The 14,479-nt window shown below is 58.6% G+C and carries 13 protein-coding genes; 4 read left to right on the top strand and 9 right to left on the bottom strand.

The features are described 5' to 3' along the window. Nucleotides 1–32: 32 nt before the first annotated feature. The 9 genes from fapF to AC3IUA_RS16405 all read right to left on the bottom strand — a co-directional run bounded on the left by fapF (nucleotide 33) and on the right by AC3IUA_RS16405 (nucleotide 8,092). Complete coding sequence (gene fapF / locus AC3IUA_RS16445) at nucleotides 33–1,313, bottom strand: fibril amyloid transporter FapF (protein ID WP_489355402.1); 1,281 nt, start codon at nucleotides 1,311–1,313, stop codon at nucleotides 33–35. A 45-nt stretch (nucleotides 1,314–1,358) separates the two neighbouring features. Further along, nucleotides 1,359–2,099, bottom strand: coding sequence for a fibril amyloid subunit FapE (fapE, locus tag AC3IUA_RS16440; RefSeq protein ID WP_489355401.1), 741 nt, complete (start codon nucleotides 2,097–2,099; stop codon nucleotides 1,359–1,361). A gap of 32 nt (nucleotides 2,100–2,131) precedes the next feature. Then, nucleotides 2,132–2,812 (bottom strand): C39 family peptidase, encoded by a 681-nt coding sequence (locus AC3IUA_RS16435; RefSeq protein WP_489355399.1) that lies wholly within the window; start codon nucleotides 2,810–2,812, stop codon nucleotides 2,132–2,134. Between the two features lie 62 nt (nucleotides 2,813–2,874). Next, nucleotides 2,875–4,188 carry a heme utilization protein gene (locus tag AC3IUA_RS16430; protein WP_489355397.1) on the bottom strand — a complete coding sequence of 438 codons (1,314 nt, stop codon included), beginning with the start codon at nucleotides 4,186–4,188 and terminating at the stop codon, nucleotides 2,875–2,877. A gap of 51 nt (nucleotides 4,189–4,239) precedes the next feature. Next, entirely contained in the window at nucleotides 4,240–4,812 is a 573-nt protein-coding gene (gene fapB / locus AC3IUA_RS16425) for a fibril amyloid subunit FapB (protein ID WP_489355395.1), read from the bottom strand. Nucleotide 4,813: 1 nt separating this feature from the next. Then, on the bottom strand, nucleotides 4,814–5,254 hold the full coding sequence (fapA, locus tag AC3IUA_RS16420) for a fibril amyloid chaperone protein FapA (RefSeq protein ID WP_489355393.1): 441 nt from the start codon (nucleotides 5,252–5,254) through the stop codon (nucleotides 4,814–4,816). Nucleotides 5,255–5,586: 332 nt separating this feature from the next. Beyond that, nucleotides 5,587–6,111, bottom strand: coding sequence for an AAA family ATPase (locus AC3IUA_RS16415; RefSeq protein WP_489355392.1), 525 nt, complete (start codon nucleotides 6,109–6,111; stop codon nucleotides 5,587–5,589). Continuing rightward, the gene (gene pnuC, locus AC3IUA_RS16410) at nucleotides 6,108–6,671 is read right to left on the bottom strand and encodes a nicotinamide riboside transporter PnuC (RefSeq protein ID WP_489355390.1); all 564 of its coding nucleotides are present in this window, start codon (nucleotides 6,669–6,671) and stop codon (nucleotides 6,108–6,110) included. Before pnuC ends, AC3IUA_RS16415 begins: the two co-directional genes overlap by 4 nt. Before the next feature lie 506 nt (nucleotides 6,672–7,177). Continuing rightward, on the bottom strand, nucleotides 7,178–8,092 hold the full coding sequence (locus tag AC3IUA_RS16405; RefSeq protein WP_489355388.1) for a LysR family transcriptional regulator: 915 nt from the start codon (nucleotides 8,090–8,092) through the stop codon (nucleotides 7,178–7,180). Between the two features lie 154 nt (nucleotides 8,093–8,246). Here AC3IUA_RS16405 and speB point away from each other — a divergent pair, with 154 nt between their 5' ends. The 4 genes from speB to betA all read left to right on the top strand — a co-directional run bounded on the left by speB (nucleotide 8,247) and on the right by betA (nucleotide 14,241). Continuing rightward, nucleotides 8,247–9,224 (top strand): agmatinase, encoded by a 978-nt coding sequence (speB, locus tag AC3IUA_RS16400; RefSeq protein WP_489355386.1) that lies wholly within the window; start codon nucleotides 8,247–8,249, stop codon nucleotides 9,222–9,224. 97 nt (nucleotides 9,225–9,321) lie between these two features. Further along, a complete protein-coding gene (locus tag AC3IUA_RS16395; protein WP_489355384.1) occupies nucleotides 9,322–10,830 on the top strand; it encodes an aldehyde dehydrogenase family protein in 1,509 nt (502 codons plus the stop codon). Between the two features lie 151 nt (nucleotides 10,831–10,981). Beyond that, the gene (locus tag AC3IUA_RS16390; RefSeq protein WP_489355382.1) at nucleotides 10,982–12,550 is read left to right on the top strand and encodes a purine-cytosine permease family protein; all 1,569 of its coding nucleotides are present in this window, start codon (nucleotides 10,982–10,984) and stop codon (nucleotides 12,548–12,550) included. A 2-nt stretch (nucleotides 12,551–12,552) separates the two neighbouring features. Beyond that, nucleotides 12,553–14,241 (top strand): choline dehydrogenase, encoded by a 1,689-nt coding sequence (gene betA, locus AC3IUA_RS16385; RefSeq protein WP_489355380.1) that lies wholly within the window; start codon nucleotides 12,553–12,555, stop codon nucleotides 14,239–14,241. The last annotated feature ends 238 nt before the right edge of the window (nucleotides 14,242–14,479 follow it).

The raw sequence follows: 14,479 nt of genomic DNA, 5'->3' as shown, positions 1-14,479 counted from the left end.
GGCTGCGATCTTTTGATCTACAACTTTGTGGATTAGAAGTAGTACGGGAATTTCAGGCTGAAGGAAAAGTCTGGCGAGTCGTCGGTCAGGCCGATGGCCAGGTTGGGAACGATCGTCAGGTTATCGGTTGCTGCCAGGGTCATGCCGATGTTGAAGTTGGCCGAGTTGTAATCGCTGTTGGAAATCGATTGCCAATCGCCACCATCTGGCTTGATCTTGCTCTTGCGGGCGAACTGATCGGTGAACGAGAACGACATACTCATCTTCTCGTTCAAGGCGAATGCAATGCCGGCGCCGATCTGCCAGGAATCGCCCAGTTTCACGTCCCCGGGCACCTTGGAGTTGATCTGAGGGCTGATGTCGCTGAAAGAGTCTTGCATGTTGTAGGTGTAGGCCAGGCTGCCGAACAGCACGGCCGGGTCGAAGGTCTTGACCAGCGAGATACCCGGGGTGATCGACCAGACACCATTGCCGGTAGGCAAGTCCTCGGGTACCGAGAGGTTATCGTTGTTCGGGTCATTGACCAGCTTGATGCCGTAAGGGTCATCACCGGTCGGTGCCTTGACGCGCAGTGTAAAGACCGCGTCGGGCAGTTTGGCCGACTCATCCAGAAACTTGTAAGCAACGCCAAAGTTCACATCGCCGATGGTCGGGTCGCGGGTAACGGTTGCGTCCGACGTCACCGGGCCTGCGCCACCGGCGCCACCGGAGGAATACGTCGATTCGCGATAAACCACGGGGACGTTAATGTCGAACTGCCAGCGTTGTCCCGTGTTGTAGCGGGCGGTCAGGTCCAGGGTCCAGTTATCCGCCTTGATACGGTCGAGGTTGATGTTGCCGAGGAAAATCGAGTCCAGTGCCAGGAAGCCGTTGAGTACCAATGCACGGGTATCGTAGTGCGTGTAGGTCAGGCCGGTTTCGACGCTGAACTTGCCGCCACCGAAGAAGCCGCTGGCTTCGTCATACAGGTTGGAAACGCTTTGCGCAGGCGCCGAATCGTCCTTGAGCGATTGGCCGTATGAACTGCCTGTGGTTCCCGGCGCACCTGCGGTCACCGTCTGGCCACCCTTGGCCGTTTCGGCGGGGGATTTGGTCAGGCGTTTGGGCGCAGGTGTCGCAGGTGTTTCTTCGACTTGGCGAACGCGTTGCTCGAGTACCATCAGCGCGTTCTGTTGTGCTTCGTAACGCTTTTTCAACTCCATGAGTTCTTGTTTTAATGCTTCGACCTGGGGGTCCGGAGCTGCGTATAGCAGTGTGGCCGGGGCCAGGCTACTCAAACAAACGATAGCGCTGAACGTTAACGATCGGTGCATGGGTTAGCCGTCCCTTCTGACACATCTGATGAGACTGAGCGTAGATCAGAATCCGAGAGTGCGAAGACCTTTGAGCTGGTCCAGGTTGCCGTTCAGCGACCCGGCTGTCGGCACGTTGTCACGCAGCACGACATTGAAGGACGTGAGGTTTCTGACCTGGTTGCCACCGCCGAGCAAAGTCGTGTTCTGCATCAGCCCACCCTGGGCCAGGCGTTGTACGCTACTGCCCTGGTTGTTGTTGGCCACGATGTTGAGTTGCACACCCGTACCGGTCGAGGAAACGCTCAGCGAGCCCGCGCCATTGGCGCCGACCAACGTCGAGCCTGGGGTCAATACCTGGCCCTGCTGTTGCGTTGCTGGCGCTTGGCTAGCCTTTGTGACGTTGATATCAACGTTGTTGTAGGCAGTGTTATTGTCGCCGGCGGCACGCACGACTTGAGTGACGCCTTCGGTGCTGTTGAGGCCGCTGCCGCCAGTGACGGTACCGGTGCCTTGCGAAGGCGCTGTGCCATTACCTTTTTCGTCGATCATCGACACATAGAACTGTGGCTGGATGGTCGATTGTTGAATTTGCATCGAGGAAGTTGCCCCGATCACTTCACCGTTGGCATTTTGCCAAGCGCTGGTCATGACAATGCCGAAACTGATGATCCGTCCCGGCATGACATAGCGGCCTCGCAGGGTCGCCAATTCCTGATCCTTCAGTTCAATGGGTTTGAACGTCTGTGCCTGGGTCGGCAGGCTGGCGGCCAGGCAAATCACGGCTAGCCAGATTGGAGTCTTCATTGAATGCTCCCGGAGCGTCGTGCCCCTTGTCATTAGAAGAAGTCGCTTTGGATGAATCCGAAATCCATCAACTCTGCGTCTTGCACCGGGGTGAAGGTGTTGATGCGGTTCTTGGCGGTCAGTGGCATGGGTGGGTCGAGCAACGCATTGGTTTTGTCGTAGCCCTGGCCGATGACGGCAAAGACGATGCCGTTCCAGCCTTTGACAAAGTCGTCGACTGTGTAACGTTTATGACCGAGTACCGGATCTCCGATATATACCCAGCCGTTATGGACTCTTTGCATGACCACAAAATGTTTGTAGCCACGGATATCCAGGAGTACCACAACCGGAATTCTGATTTCGCTCAACGTTTGCGTCGCTACCCGGTAGCCACGGGCGCGCATGCCGATACTTTCCACGTAACGCTTCATGTCGAGCATGGAGAAGCCCTGGACGCGGACAAGATCCTGATCGGAGTGTGACAGCATGCCTTCGATGATTTGTTCTTCGTTCACGTCCAGCCAATAGGCCTGGCGCAATATGGTCGCCAGCGCAGCTGCGCCGCAACTGAAGTCGGTTTTCTGTTGCACCAGGTTGGCAAATTTTCGCTCGCGTATGCTCTGGATCGGCTTATACACCACCGCGCCGCCCGGCAGGACGGAAAGCGGCATTTGCGCAGCCTCGCTCACACTGGCCACGCAAAGCAAAAATGCCAAGGCGATAATGCGCATGGTGGGACGCCTTCTGGTTGTGTTGAAAAAGGCCCCCATAAGGGGGCCTCCAGAGACAGCAATTAGAACGATTGGTTGGCGATGGACAGCGAGTTGCTTTGTTGGTTACCCACACCGGCAGCCACGTTGACGCCCAGGTTGCCACTGCCACCATTAACCGAACCGCTAAGGGTCGCAGTGTTGGTCACAGGGTTTGCCCAGCCAGTTGGAGTCAGCACTTGATAGGAATAAGTGTTGCTCAAATCAAAAGAGCTGCTCTCACTGTAGCTTTTCGATTTGTCGAACGAAGATTCGGACGATTTACTGCCCGATTTTTCGAACGATTTGTCGAACGATTTTTCGAACGATTTATCGAACGATTTTTCGAACGAGGAGTCGTACGATTTGGAGCGCGTTTTTTCGATCGATGCGTCGAGCGATGCGTCAAGCGATGCGTCGACACTCACACTGCGGCTGCGCTCGTAACGGCCATGATCCCAAGTAACGGTCTTGGAAGCATCCAGATCAGCTTCCACATCAATGCTCAAAGAAGCACTCTTGGTAGCGGTCGCATCAAAGTGATTAGAACCGCTCACATCAAAGCTCTTAGAGCCGCTCACATCAAAGCTCTTGGAACCGCTGACCTCAAAGCTCGAAGATTTGCTCTTATCAATGTGCAACTCGGATGACTTATCTTTAGAGAAACTACCGCTGGCCGTTTTGGTAAATGTCAGCGTATCCACGCGGTACGTCCGATCGGCGTTGTTAATCACTACCAGGCCAGGACTCTCTTGATTGGCAGAGGCGGTGGCTGTTGCGTTACCGAGCGGGGCATTGGCGTTGGCAATTGCCATGGTGTTTTTCTGTTGGTTAAGGTCTCCTGCAGCAATGTTGATACCCATATTGCCGCTGCCGCTATTGGCCGATCCGCTCATCGTGGCAGAGTTTTGGGTGGAGTAGTTGATGACCTTGTTATTGTCGCTGTATTGATTGACGTAAGCGTTGGCATCGGAATGGCCGAACACGAAGCTGTTATCAAGATCGGAGGTGGTGCCAGCGTTTGCGATGGCGGCCGCGTTGTCTTGTTGGTTGCCGTTGCCTGCAGCCACGTTGACGCCGACGTTGCCGCTGGTGCCTTCGGCAGAGCTGCTCATCTCGGCTTCGTTCTCAGTCCCTTCATTTTTGATGAAGTTGTCGGTACTGCTCTGATAATCCCATGCCTCGGCAGTCGCGTAGACATTGATTTTTTTTGGAGGAGGAGGTTTGTGGTGACCGTTGTTATGATGGCCATTGTGGTGGCCATTGTCACGCCGATCGTTCTGCCCAGCTTGTACAGCAACAGCCATGACCGCAGCAATTGCGAAAACCAGAGGCTTGATTGCCATCGAGGGTTTCATGGTGATTCTCCGTACTTATTTTAGGTTAAGTGTTGTTCCTACCTATTTGGGTCAATCCGTGACCCGTACGCTCAGGGTGTTGGCCGTTCGGTTTCCCACCCCGGCGCTCTGATTCAACTGAATCACCCCACGGCTACCGGTGAAGGCCTGATCGCTGGTAGCGACCTGGCGATAGCCTGGTGCAGAGTCAGTTGGATCGGAGTTGTTGATCAGCGCCACGTTCTGTTGCCTGAGGACGCTGTCGTCGATACTTTGCGGCTGAGCACTGATGCTGATACGCAGTGCATTGGCTTGCTGGTTACTGGCACCCGAGCTCTGGTTGACGCCCAATGCGCCGTTGCCATGGCTGAAGGAGTCGCCTTGAATGCTGGATCGAGCATCGATCCTGGGGTCGACCAGCGTATGCAGCCGTTGGCGAATCTGGGTGGTCGCACTGGCATTGTTGCCATTGGCGAAGGCCCGGGCGTTGGCCTGTTGCTGCAGATCACCCGCCGCCTGGTTGACCGCGAGGTTGCCCTGGTACTGCATGCCCGAACCGTCGATTTCGGCGTTATTGATGACGGGAGATTGGGCAAAGGTCGATGCACTGCAAAACATCGCGATAATCAGCAGCGTACGATTCATCTTAACGGTCTCCCGTTATGATTTTCAAAGCACCCAGGCCTTGCTGGATGTTTGAATTGACCATGTTGGCAATACCGTTGCCCGAATTTCCCGAACGTCCAGCGGAGGGGTTGGAAAGCTGGGTCTGGTTGGTGATATTGCCGCCCAGGTTGTTGGTGTTTTGAGTGACCAGGCGGGAGATGCCTGCACCACTGGCGACGCTGGCAAAGTCGCCATCGCTCAACTCGTTCGTTTGCCTGAGGACATGTTTGGACGGGTTGGCATTGACGGTCGTGGGGTCAGGGTCGGGAATCAACGGCGGAATCGTTGCGTTGCGCGGTTGGACATCACGTTTGATAAGAATGACGCCGTTGTCAGCCTGTACAGGCAGGCTGAAACTTGAGCCCAGTGCGCATCCGATCAGCAGGAGGAGGATATAGATGCTTGTATCAAATTTCCCCACGGCGGCAATTCCTTCTGTAAGTGGAACGCTGGCCCTTATCAGCGTTGCGAGGAAGAGAGCAGAAGCTGTGCCGGGTTTTGTTTTTCTTTTAAAAACAGTTGGTTGGCTTAAATTTCGAGGGGGTCAAAAAAATTGTGTAACGCCACTGAGACAGACCCACGCAAAAGCGCCGCCAATGCTGGCGGCATTGCTCGCTAAGGGCGCTGAAGGCAGGTTGTATCAGTGGCTTAACATTTTCTTGCTGGAGTGCTCGGGCCGCGTTAGCTCGCGGGTTTGCGCAGAGGTGGGTGTTTCAGGAATGGACAGCGGCAGGGCGGGGCAGGGTACCCCTGTCAGGCCTTGAGCAAGCGCGTCACAGCCTCGAATGCCGCGTCCTTGCGTTGTTTCCAATCACCTTGCAGTACCTGGCAAGGCTGGCGGTGCAGGTCAAGCCATTGACGGCTGGCCTGGAAAAATGCCTGGCGTTCTGCCAGTTGCGGTTGGCAACGCTGCCCGTCGTCATGCCAGTCGACGGTTTCAGGGCTCAGCAGCAAATGCAGGTCGTAGTGCCGTGCCAGCAATGCTTGCTCGATCCACGTCGGGCAAGCGCCAAACAACGTGCGACTCCAAAGGATATTGCTTAAGAGGTGCGTATCGAGAATCAGCAGTGACGGTTGTTTGGCGCGTGCTTCATCTTCCCAAACCAGCTGGCCATGTGCGATGGATGTAATGTCATCGTAACGGGTTTCGCGGGCTTCACTTTCGATGAAATGCCGAACGTACTCACCGACCAATAGGCCGCCAAAATTGGTGTGAATCTCGCTCGAAAGCCAGCTTTTGCCGCTGGATTCCGGGCCGGTCAAGACCAGGACTTTCATGTGCGCAACACCGGGGCCGCGCGCCATTCTCGCCAGCCCTGTATCGCCAACAGGGTAAACAGGCCGTAGAGCGTGGCGGTCAGGTACATGCCTTTATAGATGAACAACCCGACGAAAATCACATCGAGCGCAATCCACAGCGGCCAGCATTGCACGCGCTTCTGGGCCATCCATAGCTGCGCGACCAGGCTGAACCCGGTCAGTGCCGCGTCCAGCCAGGGTTGTGCGGCATCGGTCCAATGGGCCATGGCGGCCCCCAGCAGCAGGCTGCCAACGGCGCCGACGGCCAGGCCGAGCAGTATCGATTGAGTGTCCAATTGACTGACTTGCCGTCCATGATGCGCCTCGCCTGCACGAGTCCACTGCCACCAGCCATAAAGCTGCAAAACGGCATAGATCACTTGCAGGAGCATGTCCGAATACAGCTTCACCTCATAGAAGATCCAGCTGTAGAGCGACACCATGACCAGGCCGATCGGCCAGCACCAAGGGTTCTGTTTGACTGTCAGCCAGACGGCGATGACGCCGAGGGTAGCGGCAAACAGTTCAAGCCCGGACATAGGGGTTCCTTGGGGGAAGTCGAAGAGGGGACGAATTGTAACCGGGTACGGCCCGTAGGAGCTGGCGCAGGCTGCGATCTTTTGATCTTGCTTCGGGCACTCTTCGGAACCGCCAAAAGATCGCAGGCTGCGCCAGCTCCTACGCCGTCCGTGTGCCCCTGCAATATCGCGGGTGTCCGCAATCCCGTGTAGGAGCTGCCGCAGGCTGCGATCTTTTGATCTTGCTTCGGGCGCTCTTCGGAACCGCCAACAAATCGCAGGCTGCGATCTTTTGATCTTGCTTCGGGCACTCTTCGGAACCGCCAATAGATCGCAGGCTGCGCCAGCTCCTACGCCGTCCGTGTACCCCTGCACTATCGTGGGTGTCCGCAATCCCGCGTAGGAGCTGCCGCAGGCTGCGATCTTTTGATCTTGCTTCGGGCACTCTTCGGAACCGCCAACAGATCGCAGGCTGCGCCAGCTCCTGCGCCGACCGGGTACAGGCATGAAGGTGCAGGAAAATCCATTCAACCATGCGCTTCGTTGCGTGAAGTAGCCGCGAGGTCTTCAAGGAATACCCGCAGAATTGGCGGTGGGGCAATGCCTCGGCGAGTGATCACATCGAACGGCGACATCAGTCGCAGGCTTAGCGGCGCCAGCTGCTGCAGGTCGCCGGTCTTGACCCACTGAGCGGCGAAATGCACCGGCAGAAATCCCAGATAGGCACCCGAGATGATCAGAATGGCCAGTGCTTCGATGTTGTCTACGGTGGCCGCGGCTTTGCTGACTCCAATATTTTCCAGGTCGTATTGCTGCATGAATCCTCGAGCGACGATGCGACTCTCGCCGATCTCCTCGAGCAGCTCCTTACCCTCGGCTTTGCAGCCAAACAGCGGATGGCGTCGACCGCAGAAAAAACCGAGGGCTTCCTGGTAGAGCGCCAGATATTCCAGGCCGGGTACATGGCTTGGGAAGTGTCCGATAGCCAGATGCAGACGGCCGTCGAGTACCCGCTCCTCGAGTTCCGCGGGGGTGCCGACGTACACGTTGAGGTGCACATCGTGCCCTCTGGAAACAAAGCGCTGGGTGGTCTTCGGCAGCGGCGAGTCAGGGTCGGTGATGGTCGAATCGATGATGCCCAGGTTGAGCTGCCCGGTGATGTGCTGTTTGAGCACATCGGTATCCAGGCAGAAATTGTCCACGGCCGCCAACAGGCGCTGGGTCGACTCGTAAACCGCCACACCTTGTTCGGTCAGGCGAAAGCCGCTGCGCCCACGCTGGCAGAGCTTCACGCCGAGCCGGGTTTCCAGCTGGCTCATCTGCTCGCTGATGGTCGACTGGCCGACATTCAGCGCCGCCTGAGCGGCGGAAAAACCGCCACATTTGACGATGGCGGCAAACACCCTGAGCAACTTCAAGTCCACGTCGTGCAACTGATTCAACTCGAATCTCCTGCCTGTCGATGCATCGCCGATGCCGATGTGAGTATCGGATAGTTAGCATTTTTTCTCTGGAATCCGACGCTCATAGTCACTCCAACGGCGGTGACTTACCAGCTCCGCCCTCGCCGAACAATAAGAACGGAGATGCATCGACATGTCTAAGCACGGTTATGAATCCGGCCGCTTGAACCTTCCATTCGTAGGCCACTGCACCTTTGCCAAGTCCCCGGTGTGCACCGATTGGGAGGCACTGGATGCCGACGTGGCTATCCTCGGCGCCCCCAACGACATGGGGACTCAATGGCGTTCCGGCGCTCGCTTTGGGCCGCGCGGGATTCGTGAAGCGTCGACCTTGTTCTCGTTCGGCCATGCCGGCGCCTACGACCATGAAGATGACGTGCTCTACCTGACCCGCGATGACGTCCGCATGGTGGATGTCGGCGATGCCGATATCGTCCATACCGACATGCAGACCAGTAACGATAACATCGAGTTTGCCGTGCGCAAGATTCTCCAGGCCGGCGCCATGCCAGTGGTCCTCGGCGGCGACCATTCGGTCCACGCGCCGGTGATCAAGGCATTCGAGGGCCAGGGGCCAATTCATATCGTGCACTTCGACGCTCACCTGGATTTCGTCGATGAGCGCCATGGTGTGCGCTACGGGCATGGCAATCCGCTGCGGCGTGCTTCGGAAATGGATCACATCGTCGGCATGACCCAGATGGGCATCCGCAACGTGTCATCGTCCAACCGCGATGACTATGAAGCCGCGCATGCCGCCGGTTCGAAGATCCTGTCGGTGCGCGATGTCCGTCGGCTGGGCACCGAGGGCGTACTGGAGCTGATTCCACGAGGCGTCAACTACTACATCACCATCGACATCGATGGCTTCGACCCGTCCATTGCCCCGGGCACGGGTACCCCCAGCCATGGCGGCTTCCTGTATTACGAAGTGCTGGAAATCATCCAGGCCCTGGCCAAACGCAGCAAAGGCAACATCATCGGCATGGATCTGGTGGAGGTTGCGCCCGTCTATGACCCTGCCGGGGTGACTTCGATTCTCGCCGCGCAATTGTTGCTCAACAGCATCGGTTTCATTTACCACGAACGGGCCAAGGCGCGGGCCATGTGACTGACGGAACACCCCCGGGCTCGTGCGGCCAGGGGGCGATCATTGAACCACTTCAGTGGTTCGGCGTGAACGCAAACGCCGGCCAGAGAGAATAATAATGGACACGATCGTCAAGCAATACCTGCAGAAATTCGGCGTATCCGAAGCCACCCAGACCTTCCTCGGCAAGGTCCAGAAGATGTTCATCGGTGGTGCCTGGGTCGCGGCCAGTGACGGCCAGACCGCGGATGTCATCGAGCCGTCGACCGAAGGCGTGCTCACCCGCATTCCCATGGGCACCACCGACGATCTGGATCGCGCCGTGCAAGCCGCCCGCGCCCAGTTTGACGGCGGTGCCTGGCGCCAGGCCAAACCGCTGGAACGCGAGAGGATGATGCAGCGGCTGGCTGACCTGATCGAAAACAACGCGGTCGAACTGGCTGAAATCGAATCCATCGACATGGGCAAATCAGCCACCCAGGCGCGGGATGTCGATATCCAGGGCACGGTCGACACCCTGCGTTACTTCGCCGGTTGGGCGACCAAACTGCACGGGCGCACCGTCGAGCCGTCCTTGCCAGGCAACTACCTGGCCTATACCCGCAAGGAACCGGTGGGCGTGGTCGGCGCCATCGTGCCATGGAATTTCCCGCTGCAAACCATGGCCTGGAAGCTCGGTGCTGCGCTGGCCACCGGCTGTACCATAGTGGTCAAACCCGCCGAGCTGACGTCGCTCTCGGCCTTGCGTTTCGCCGAACTGGTGCAAGAAGCGGGCATTCCGGACGGGGTGATCAACATTGTGACCGGGCGCGGTAGCGTGGTAGGCGCGGCGATGGCCACCCACCGCGGCATCGACAAGTTGACCTTCACCGGGTCGACTCCGGTCGGCCGGACTGTCGGGCGGGCGGCGCTGGATGAAATGAAGCGACTAACCCTCGAACTCGGAGGAAAATCTCCGGTTATCGTACTTGCCGATGCGGATGTGCCGGCCGCGGCCCAGGCGATCGCCAATGGGGTGTTCTTCAACTCCGGTCAGGTCTGCGACGCCGGCACCCGTGCCTACATCCATCGGAGCATTTACGACGAATTCTTGCGTGAGCTGATCGACTACACCCGGACCTTAAAGATGGCTCCGGGACTGGACCCCGACTGTTTCATCAGCCCGTTGGTGTCGGCGTTGCAGAAGCAGCGGGTGACGGACTACATCGCTCTGGGCAAGCGCGAAGGTGCCGAACTGGTCTATGGCGGCCAGCCGGTCGATGGCCCAGGCTTTTTCGTCGAACCGACCATCTTCGCTCATTGCCGCAATGACATGCGGATCGTCCAGGAGGAGGTTTTTGGTCCGGTGCTGGTCACCGCACCCTTCGACGATGTGGAGGAGGCCCTGGAACTGGCCAACGACTCGCCCTACGGGCTGGCCGCTGCGCTCTATTCCAACGACCTGGGCCGCGTACACAGCTTGATCCCACGGCTACGGGCCGGCACTGTGTACGTCAATGCCCACAGCACCATCGACCCATCGATGCCGTTCGGTGGTTACAAACAGTCCGGGTTCGGCAAGGACCTGGGGGCTGAGCAACTCGATTACTTGCTGGAGACCAAGGCGGTCTGGATAACCCTGCCCTAATCATCGGTTGACGCTTGGTCCCGCCTGACGCATGACGCGCCACTAAGGCGGGAACGGCAAGGACGCGGCTCGCTACCAAACATCGGGGCGCCGTTCACCCGAAAGATTGCAGTTATCTCGTCATGATCTTCACTAATTATGAGAGTACGTCATGCACACCCATCCTGATGCCGCCATCACCGCAACGCCTCGCGACGACAAGTTAACCGTCGAAGGGCATTCGATCGATTTCATTCCGGAAAACGAACGCACCGACAAACTGTCGAGCCAAGGGCCGTTCTGGTTCCTCGGCAACTTCACCTTCTTTACCATGACCATCGGCTTCGTCGGGCCGAGTGTCGGCTTGAGCGCCTTGTGGACCACCCTGGCCGGCACGCTGGGCATCATGTTCGGCACACTGTTCATGGCCTTCCATGGCTCGCAGGGCCCGCACCTGGGGCTGCCGCAGATGATCCAGTCGCGGGCGCAGTTCGGTTATCGCGGAGTCATCCTGGTGTTGCTGGCGACGCTGTTTGTCTTCGCCGGTTTCAACATCGTCAACCTGGTGTTGATGATGCAGGGGCTGCAAACGCTTTTCGGGTTCAATCCAGTGGCGGTCGCGGTGGCCGTGACGGTGCCGGCGACAGTACTGGCGATCCTCGGTCACGACTGGATGCACCGCAGCTTCAAGTGGGCGCTGTGGTTGTCGTTGCCACTCTACGGCCTGGTGACGCTGGCGGTGCTGATGCACTGGGTGCCGGATGCGCCGGTGCCGGTACTCGCTGCCGGTGAGGTCGCTGCAGAGCCTTTAGGCTTCAACTGGACCGGCTTTATCGCCCAGTTTGCCGCGGCGGCGAGCTACAACATCGCCTACGCGCCCTATGTTTCCGACTATTCGCGCTACCTGCCAAAGAATACCCCGAGCGGCAGACTGATCGCAGTGGTGTTCCTAGGGGCATCACTGTCCGGCGCCTGGATGATCTCGCTGGGTGGCTGGCTGGCCGATCACCTGCAATCGACCGACGTCCTGGTGGCATTGGGGCAGGTGGGCAACGCCTGGTCGCCGCTGATGGGTACCGTGGTGGTGGTCGTGACCATTCTGGCGTTCCTGCCGGTCATCGCGATGAACATCTACAGCGCGAAACTGACCACGCTGACCTGTGTCGACTCGATCAGGCACATCAAACCCACCCGCAAGGCGCGCATCATCGCGATCGGCTTTGTCATCCTGCTGCAACTGGGCGTCGCGCTGAGCATCCAGGGTTCCGGCAAAGGCCTGTCGGTGCTGGGGATCTACCTGGTGATCATGCTGTATTTCCTGGTGCCCTGGACCTCGGTCAACCTGACCGACTACTTCTTCGTGCGTAAGGGGCGCTACGCCATCCCGCACTTCTTCATGCCCCACGACAACATCTATGGCAGCTGGGGCCTGCGGGGCATTGTTTCGTATGCGATCGGCTTCGTCGCAATGATCCCGTTCTTCTACATCTACGACGGGGTAGAGCAGCGCGAGGTCTACGTCGGCCCGCTCGCCAGGGCCCTGGGTAGTATCGACATCGCCTGGCTGGTCGGGCTGATCGTCTCGGGACTGGTCTACTACTGGCTCAGCCGCTCCCTTGACCTCAACCGCGAAGAAGTCGTGATCCAGAATATCGAGAAGACTTGCCCGCATTACACCACCGGCGACAAGAACGCTTCGCGTCCGGCACCACTGCTCAGTGAAAAGACTTTTGGGAGATAACCATGACCACCCAACGTTATGACTACATCATCATCGGCGCCGGATCTGCCGGGTGTGTGCTGGCTAACCGGCTGACGGAAGATGCGGACACCCGCGTGCTGGTTCTGGAATACGGTGGCAGTGATCGCAGTGTGGTGATCCAGATGCCCAGTGCCTTCTCGATCCCGATGAATACCACCAAGTACAACTGGCGTTATGAGACCGAGCCCGAGCCTTACCTCAACGGACGTCGAGTTCACTGCCCGCGAGGCAAGGTGCTGGGTGGTTCCTCGTCAATCAATGGGCTGGTGTATATCCGCGGGCATGCCCTGGACTTTGACGAGTGGGAATCCCTTGGTGCGGTAGGGTGGGGCTACCGTAATTGCCTGCCGTATTTCAAGCGCGCGGAAAGTTGCGAGGCTGGCGGTGACGAATACCGGGGCGGCTCCGGGCCCTTGCACACGAGCAACGGCAACCACATGAAAAACCCGCTGTACGGGGCCTGGGTCGATGCCGGAGCGGAGGCGGGCTACATCAAGACGGATGACTGCAATGGCTTTATGCAGGAAGGTTTCGGTGCGATGCACATGACCGTGAAAAATGGCGTGCGCTGTTCCACCGCCAACGCCTATCTGCGTCCGGCCATGAAGCGGCCCAATCTGACTGTGGTAACCCAGGCGATGACCCGACAGATCATCCTCGACGGCAAGCGCGCGGTGGGGATCACCTACGATTGCGAAGGCCAGACCCATACCGTACATTGCAACAAAGAAGTATTGATCTGCGCAGGCCCCATCGGTGCCCCGCACTTGCTGCAACGCTCCGGTATCGGGCCGACCGAGGTGCTCCGTAAAGCCGGTGTGGAAGTTCGGCATCACCTGCCTGGTGTCGGGGAGAACCTGCAGGACCACGCGGAAATCTACATCCAGTTCGGCTGTAAGGAGCCGGTGACGCTCAACAGCAAAATGGACCCGTTGAGCAAACTGTTGATCGGTCTGCGCTGGCTGCTGCGCAAGGACGGCCTCGGCGCGACCAATCACTTCGAGGCCGGTGGCTTCATTCGCTCCGAACAGGGGTTGCGCTGGCCCGACATCCAGTTCCACTTTCTGCCCGCAGCCATGCGCTACGACGGCAATAAACCGATCAAGGGGCACGGCTTCATGGTGCTGACCGGGCCGAACAAACCCAAGAGCCGGGGCCATGTGCGGATTCGCTCGGCGGATCCCTACGAACACCCGGAAATCCTCTTCAACTACCTGCAACGGGAAGAGGACCGCGAGGGCTTCCGCCGTTGCGTGCGCCTGACCCGGGAAATCATCGGCCAGCCGGCGATGGATCGCTTCCGTGACACCGAGATCGCGCCCGGACCACTGGTGAACACTGACGAAGAGATAGATGCCTTCGTGCGCGACAACCTGGAGAGCACCTACCATCCCTGTGGCTCTTGCCGCATGGGCGAGGACGACATGGCAGTGGTTGACTCGCAATTGCGCGTGCGCGGGATCGACGGCTTGCGGGTGATCGACTCGTCGGTATTTCCCAGCGAGCCGAACGGCAATCTCAACGCCCCGACCATCATGCTCGCCGAGCGCGCCGCCGATCTGGTGCGCGGGCGCACGATGCTGCCGGCATCCGATGCGCTGGTCGGTCTGGCCCAGGCGTGGGAAACACGCCAACGGACCTCGGCGCCGGTGCGTAAGGTCCGCTGCTGATGGGAGGGGGCAGGAGCGAACTTGCCCTAAGGCCAAGCAGTTAAGATAAAAAGCGCCGAAATGCAAACCTGTGGCGAGGGGGCTTGCCCCCGCCGGCCGGTCCGCGCTCGGGCGAAGCAGTCGTAAAGCCTGCACATGCGGTGTGCCAGGCAGAACTGGTTCGCAGGTTTTAGGGCCGCTGCGCGCCCCAGCGGGGGCAAGCCCCCTCGCCACAGTTGATCGTCCGACTATATATTTC

Source organism: Pseudomonas sp. KH_050, from assembly GCF_057838875.1.
Note: the sequence above shows the minus strand (reverse complement) of the source record. Positions and strands in the feature narration are given on the sequence as shown.

Bases quoted from the DNA above. Each gene is read 5' to 3' on its own strand.
- fapF (WP_489355402.1), bottom strand. From the start codon at position 1,313: ATGCACCGATCGTTAACGTTCAGCGCTATCGTTTGTTTGAGTAGCCTG.
- betA (WP_489355380.1), top strand. From the start codon at position 12,553: ATGACCACCCAACGTTATGACTACATCATCATCGGCGCCGGATCTGCC.
- fapB (WP_489355395.1), bottom strand. From the start codon at position 4,812: ATGAATCGTACGCTGCTGATTATCGCGATGTTTTGCAGTGCATCGACC.
- AC3IUA_RS16435 (WP_489355399.1), bottom strand. From the start codon at position 2,812: ATGCGCATTATCGCCTTGGCATTTTTGCTTTGCGTGGCCAGTGTGAGC.
- fapE (WP_489355401.1), bottom strand. From the start codon at position 2,099: ATGAAGACTCCAATCTGGCTAGCCGTGATTTGCCTGGCCGCCAGCCTG.
- AC3IUA_RS16395 (WP_489355384.1), top strand. From the start codon at position 9,322: ATGGACACGATCGTCAAGCAATACCTGCAGAAATTCGGCGTATCCGAA.
- AC3IUA_RS16415 (WP_489355392.1), bottom strand. From the start codon at position 6,111: ATGAAAGTCCTGGTCTTGACCGGCCCGGAATCCAGCGGCAAAAGCTGG.
- AC3IUA_RS16390 (WP_489355382.1), top strand. From the start codon at position 10,982: ATGCACACCCATCCTGATGCCGCCATCACCGCAACGCCTCGCGACGAC.
- speB (WP_489355386.1), top strand. From the start codon at position 8,247: ATGTCTAAGCACGGTTATGAATCCGGCCGCTTGAACCTTCCATTCGTA.
- AC3IUA_RS16430 (WP_489355397.1), bottom strand. From the start codon at position 4,188: ATGAAACCCTCGATGGCAATCAAGCCTCTGGTTTTCGCAATTGCTGCG.
- pnuC (WP_489355390.1), bottom strand. From the start codon at position 6,671: ATGTCCGGGCTTGAACTGTTTGCCGCTACCCTCGGCGTCATCGCCGTC.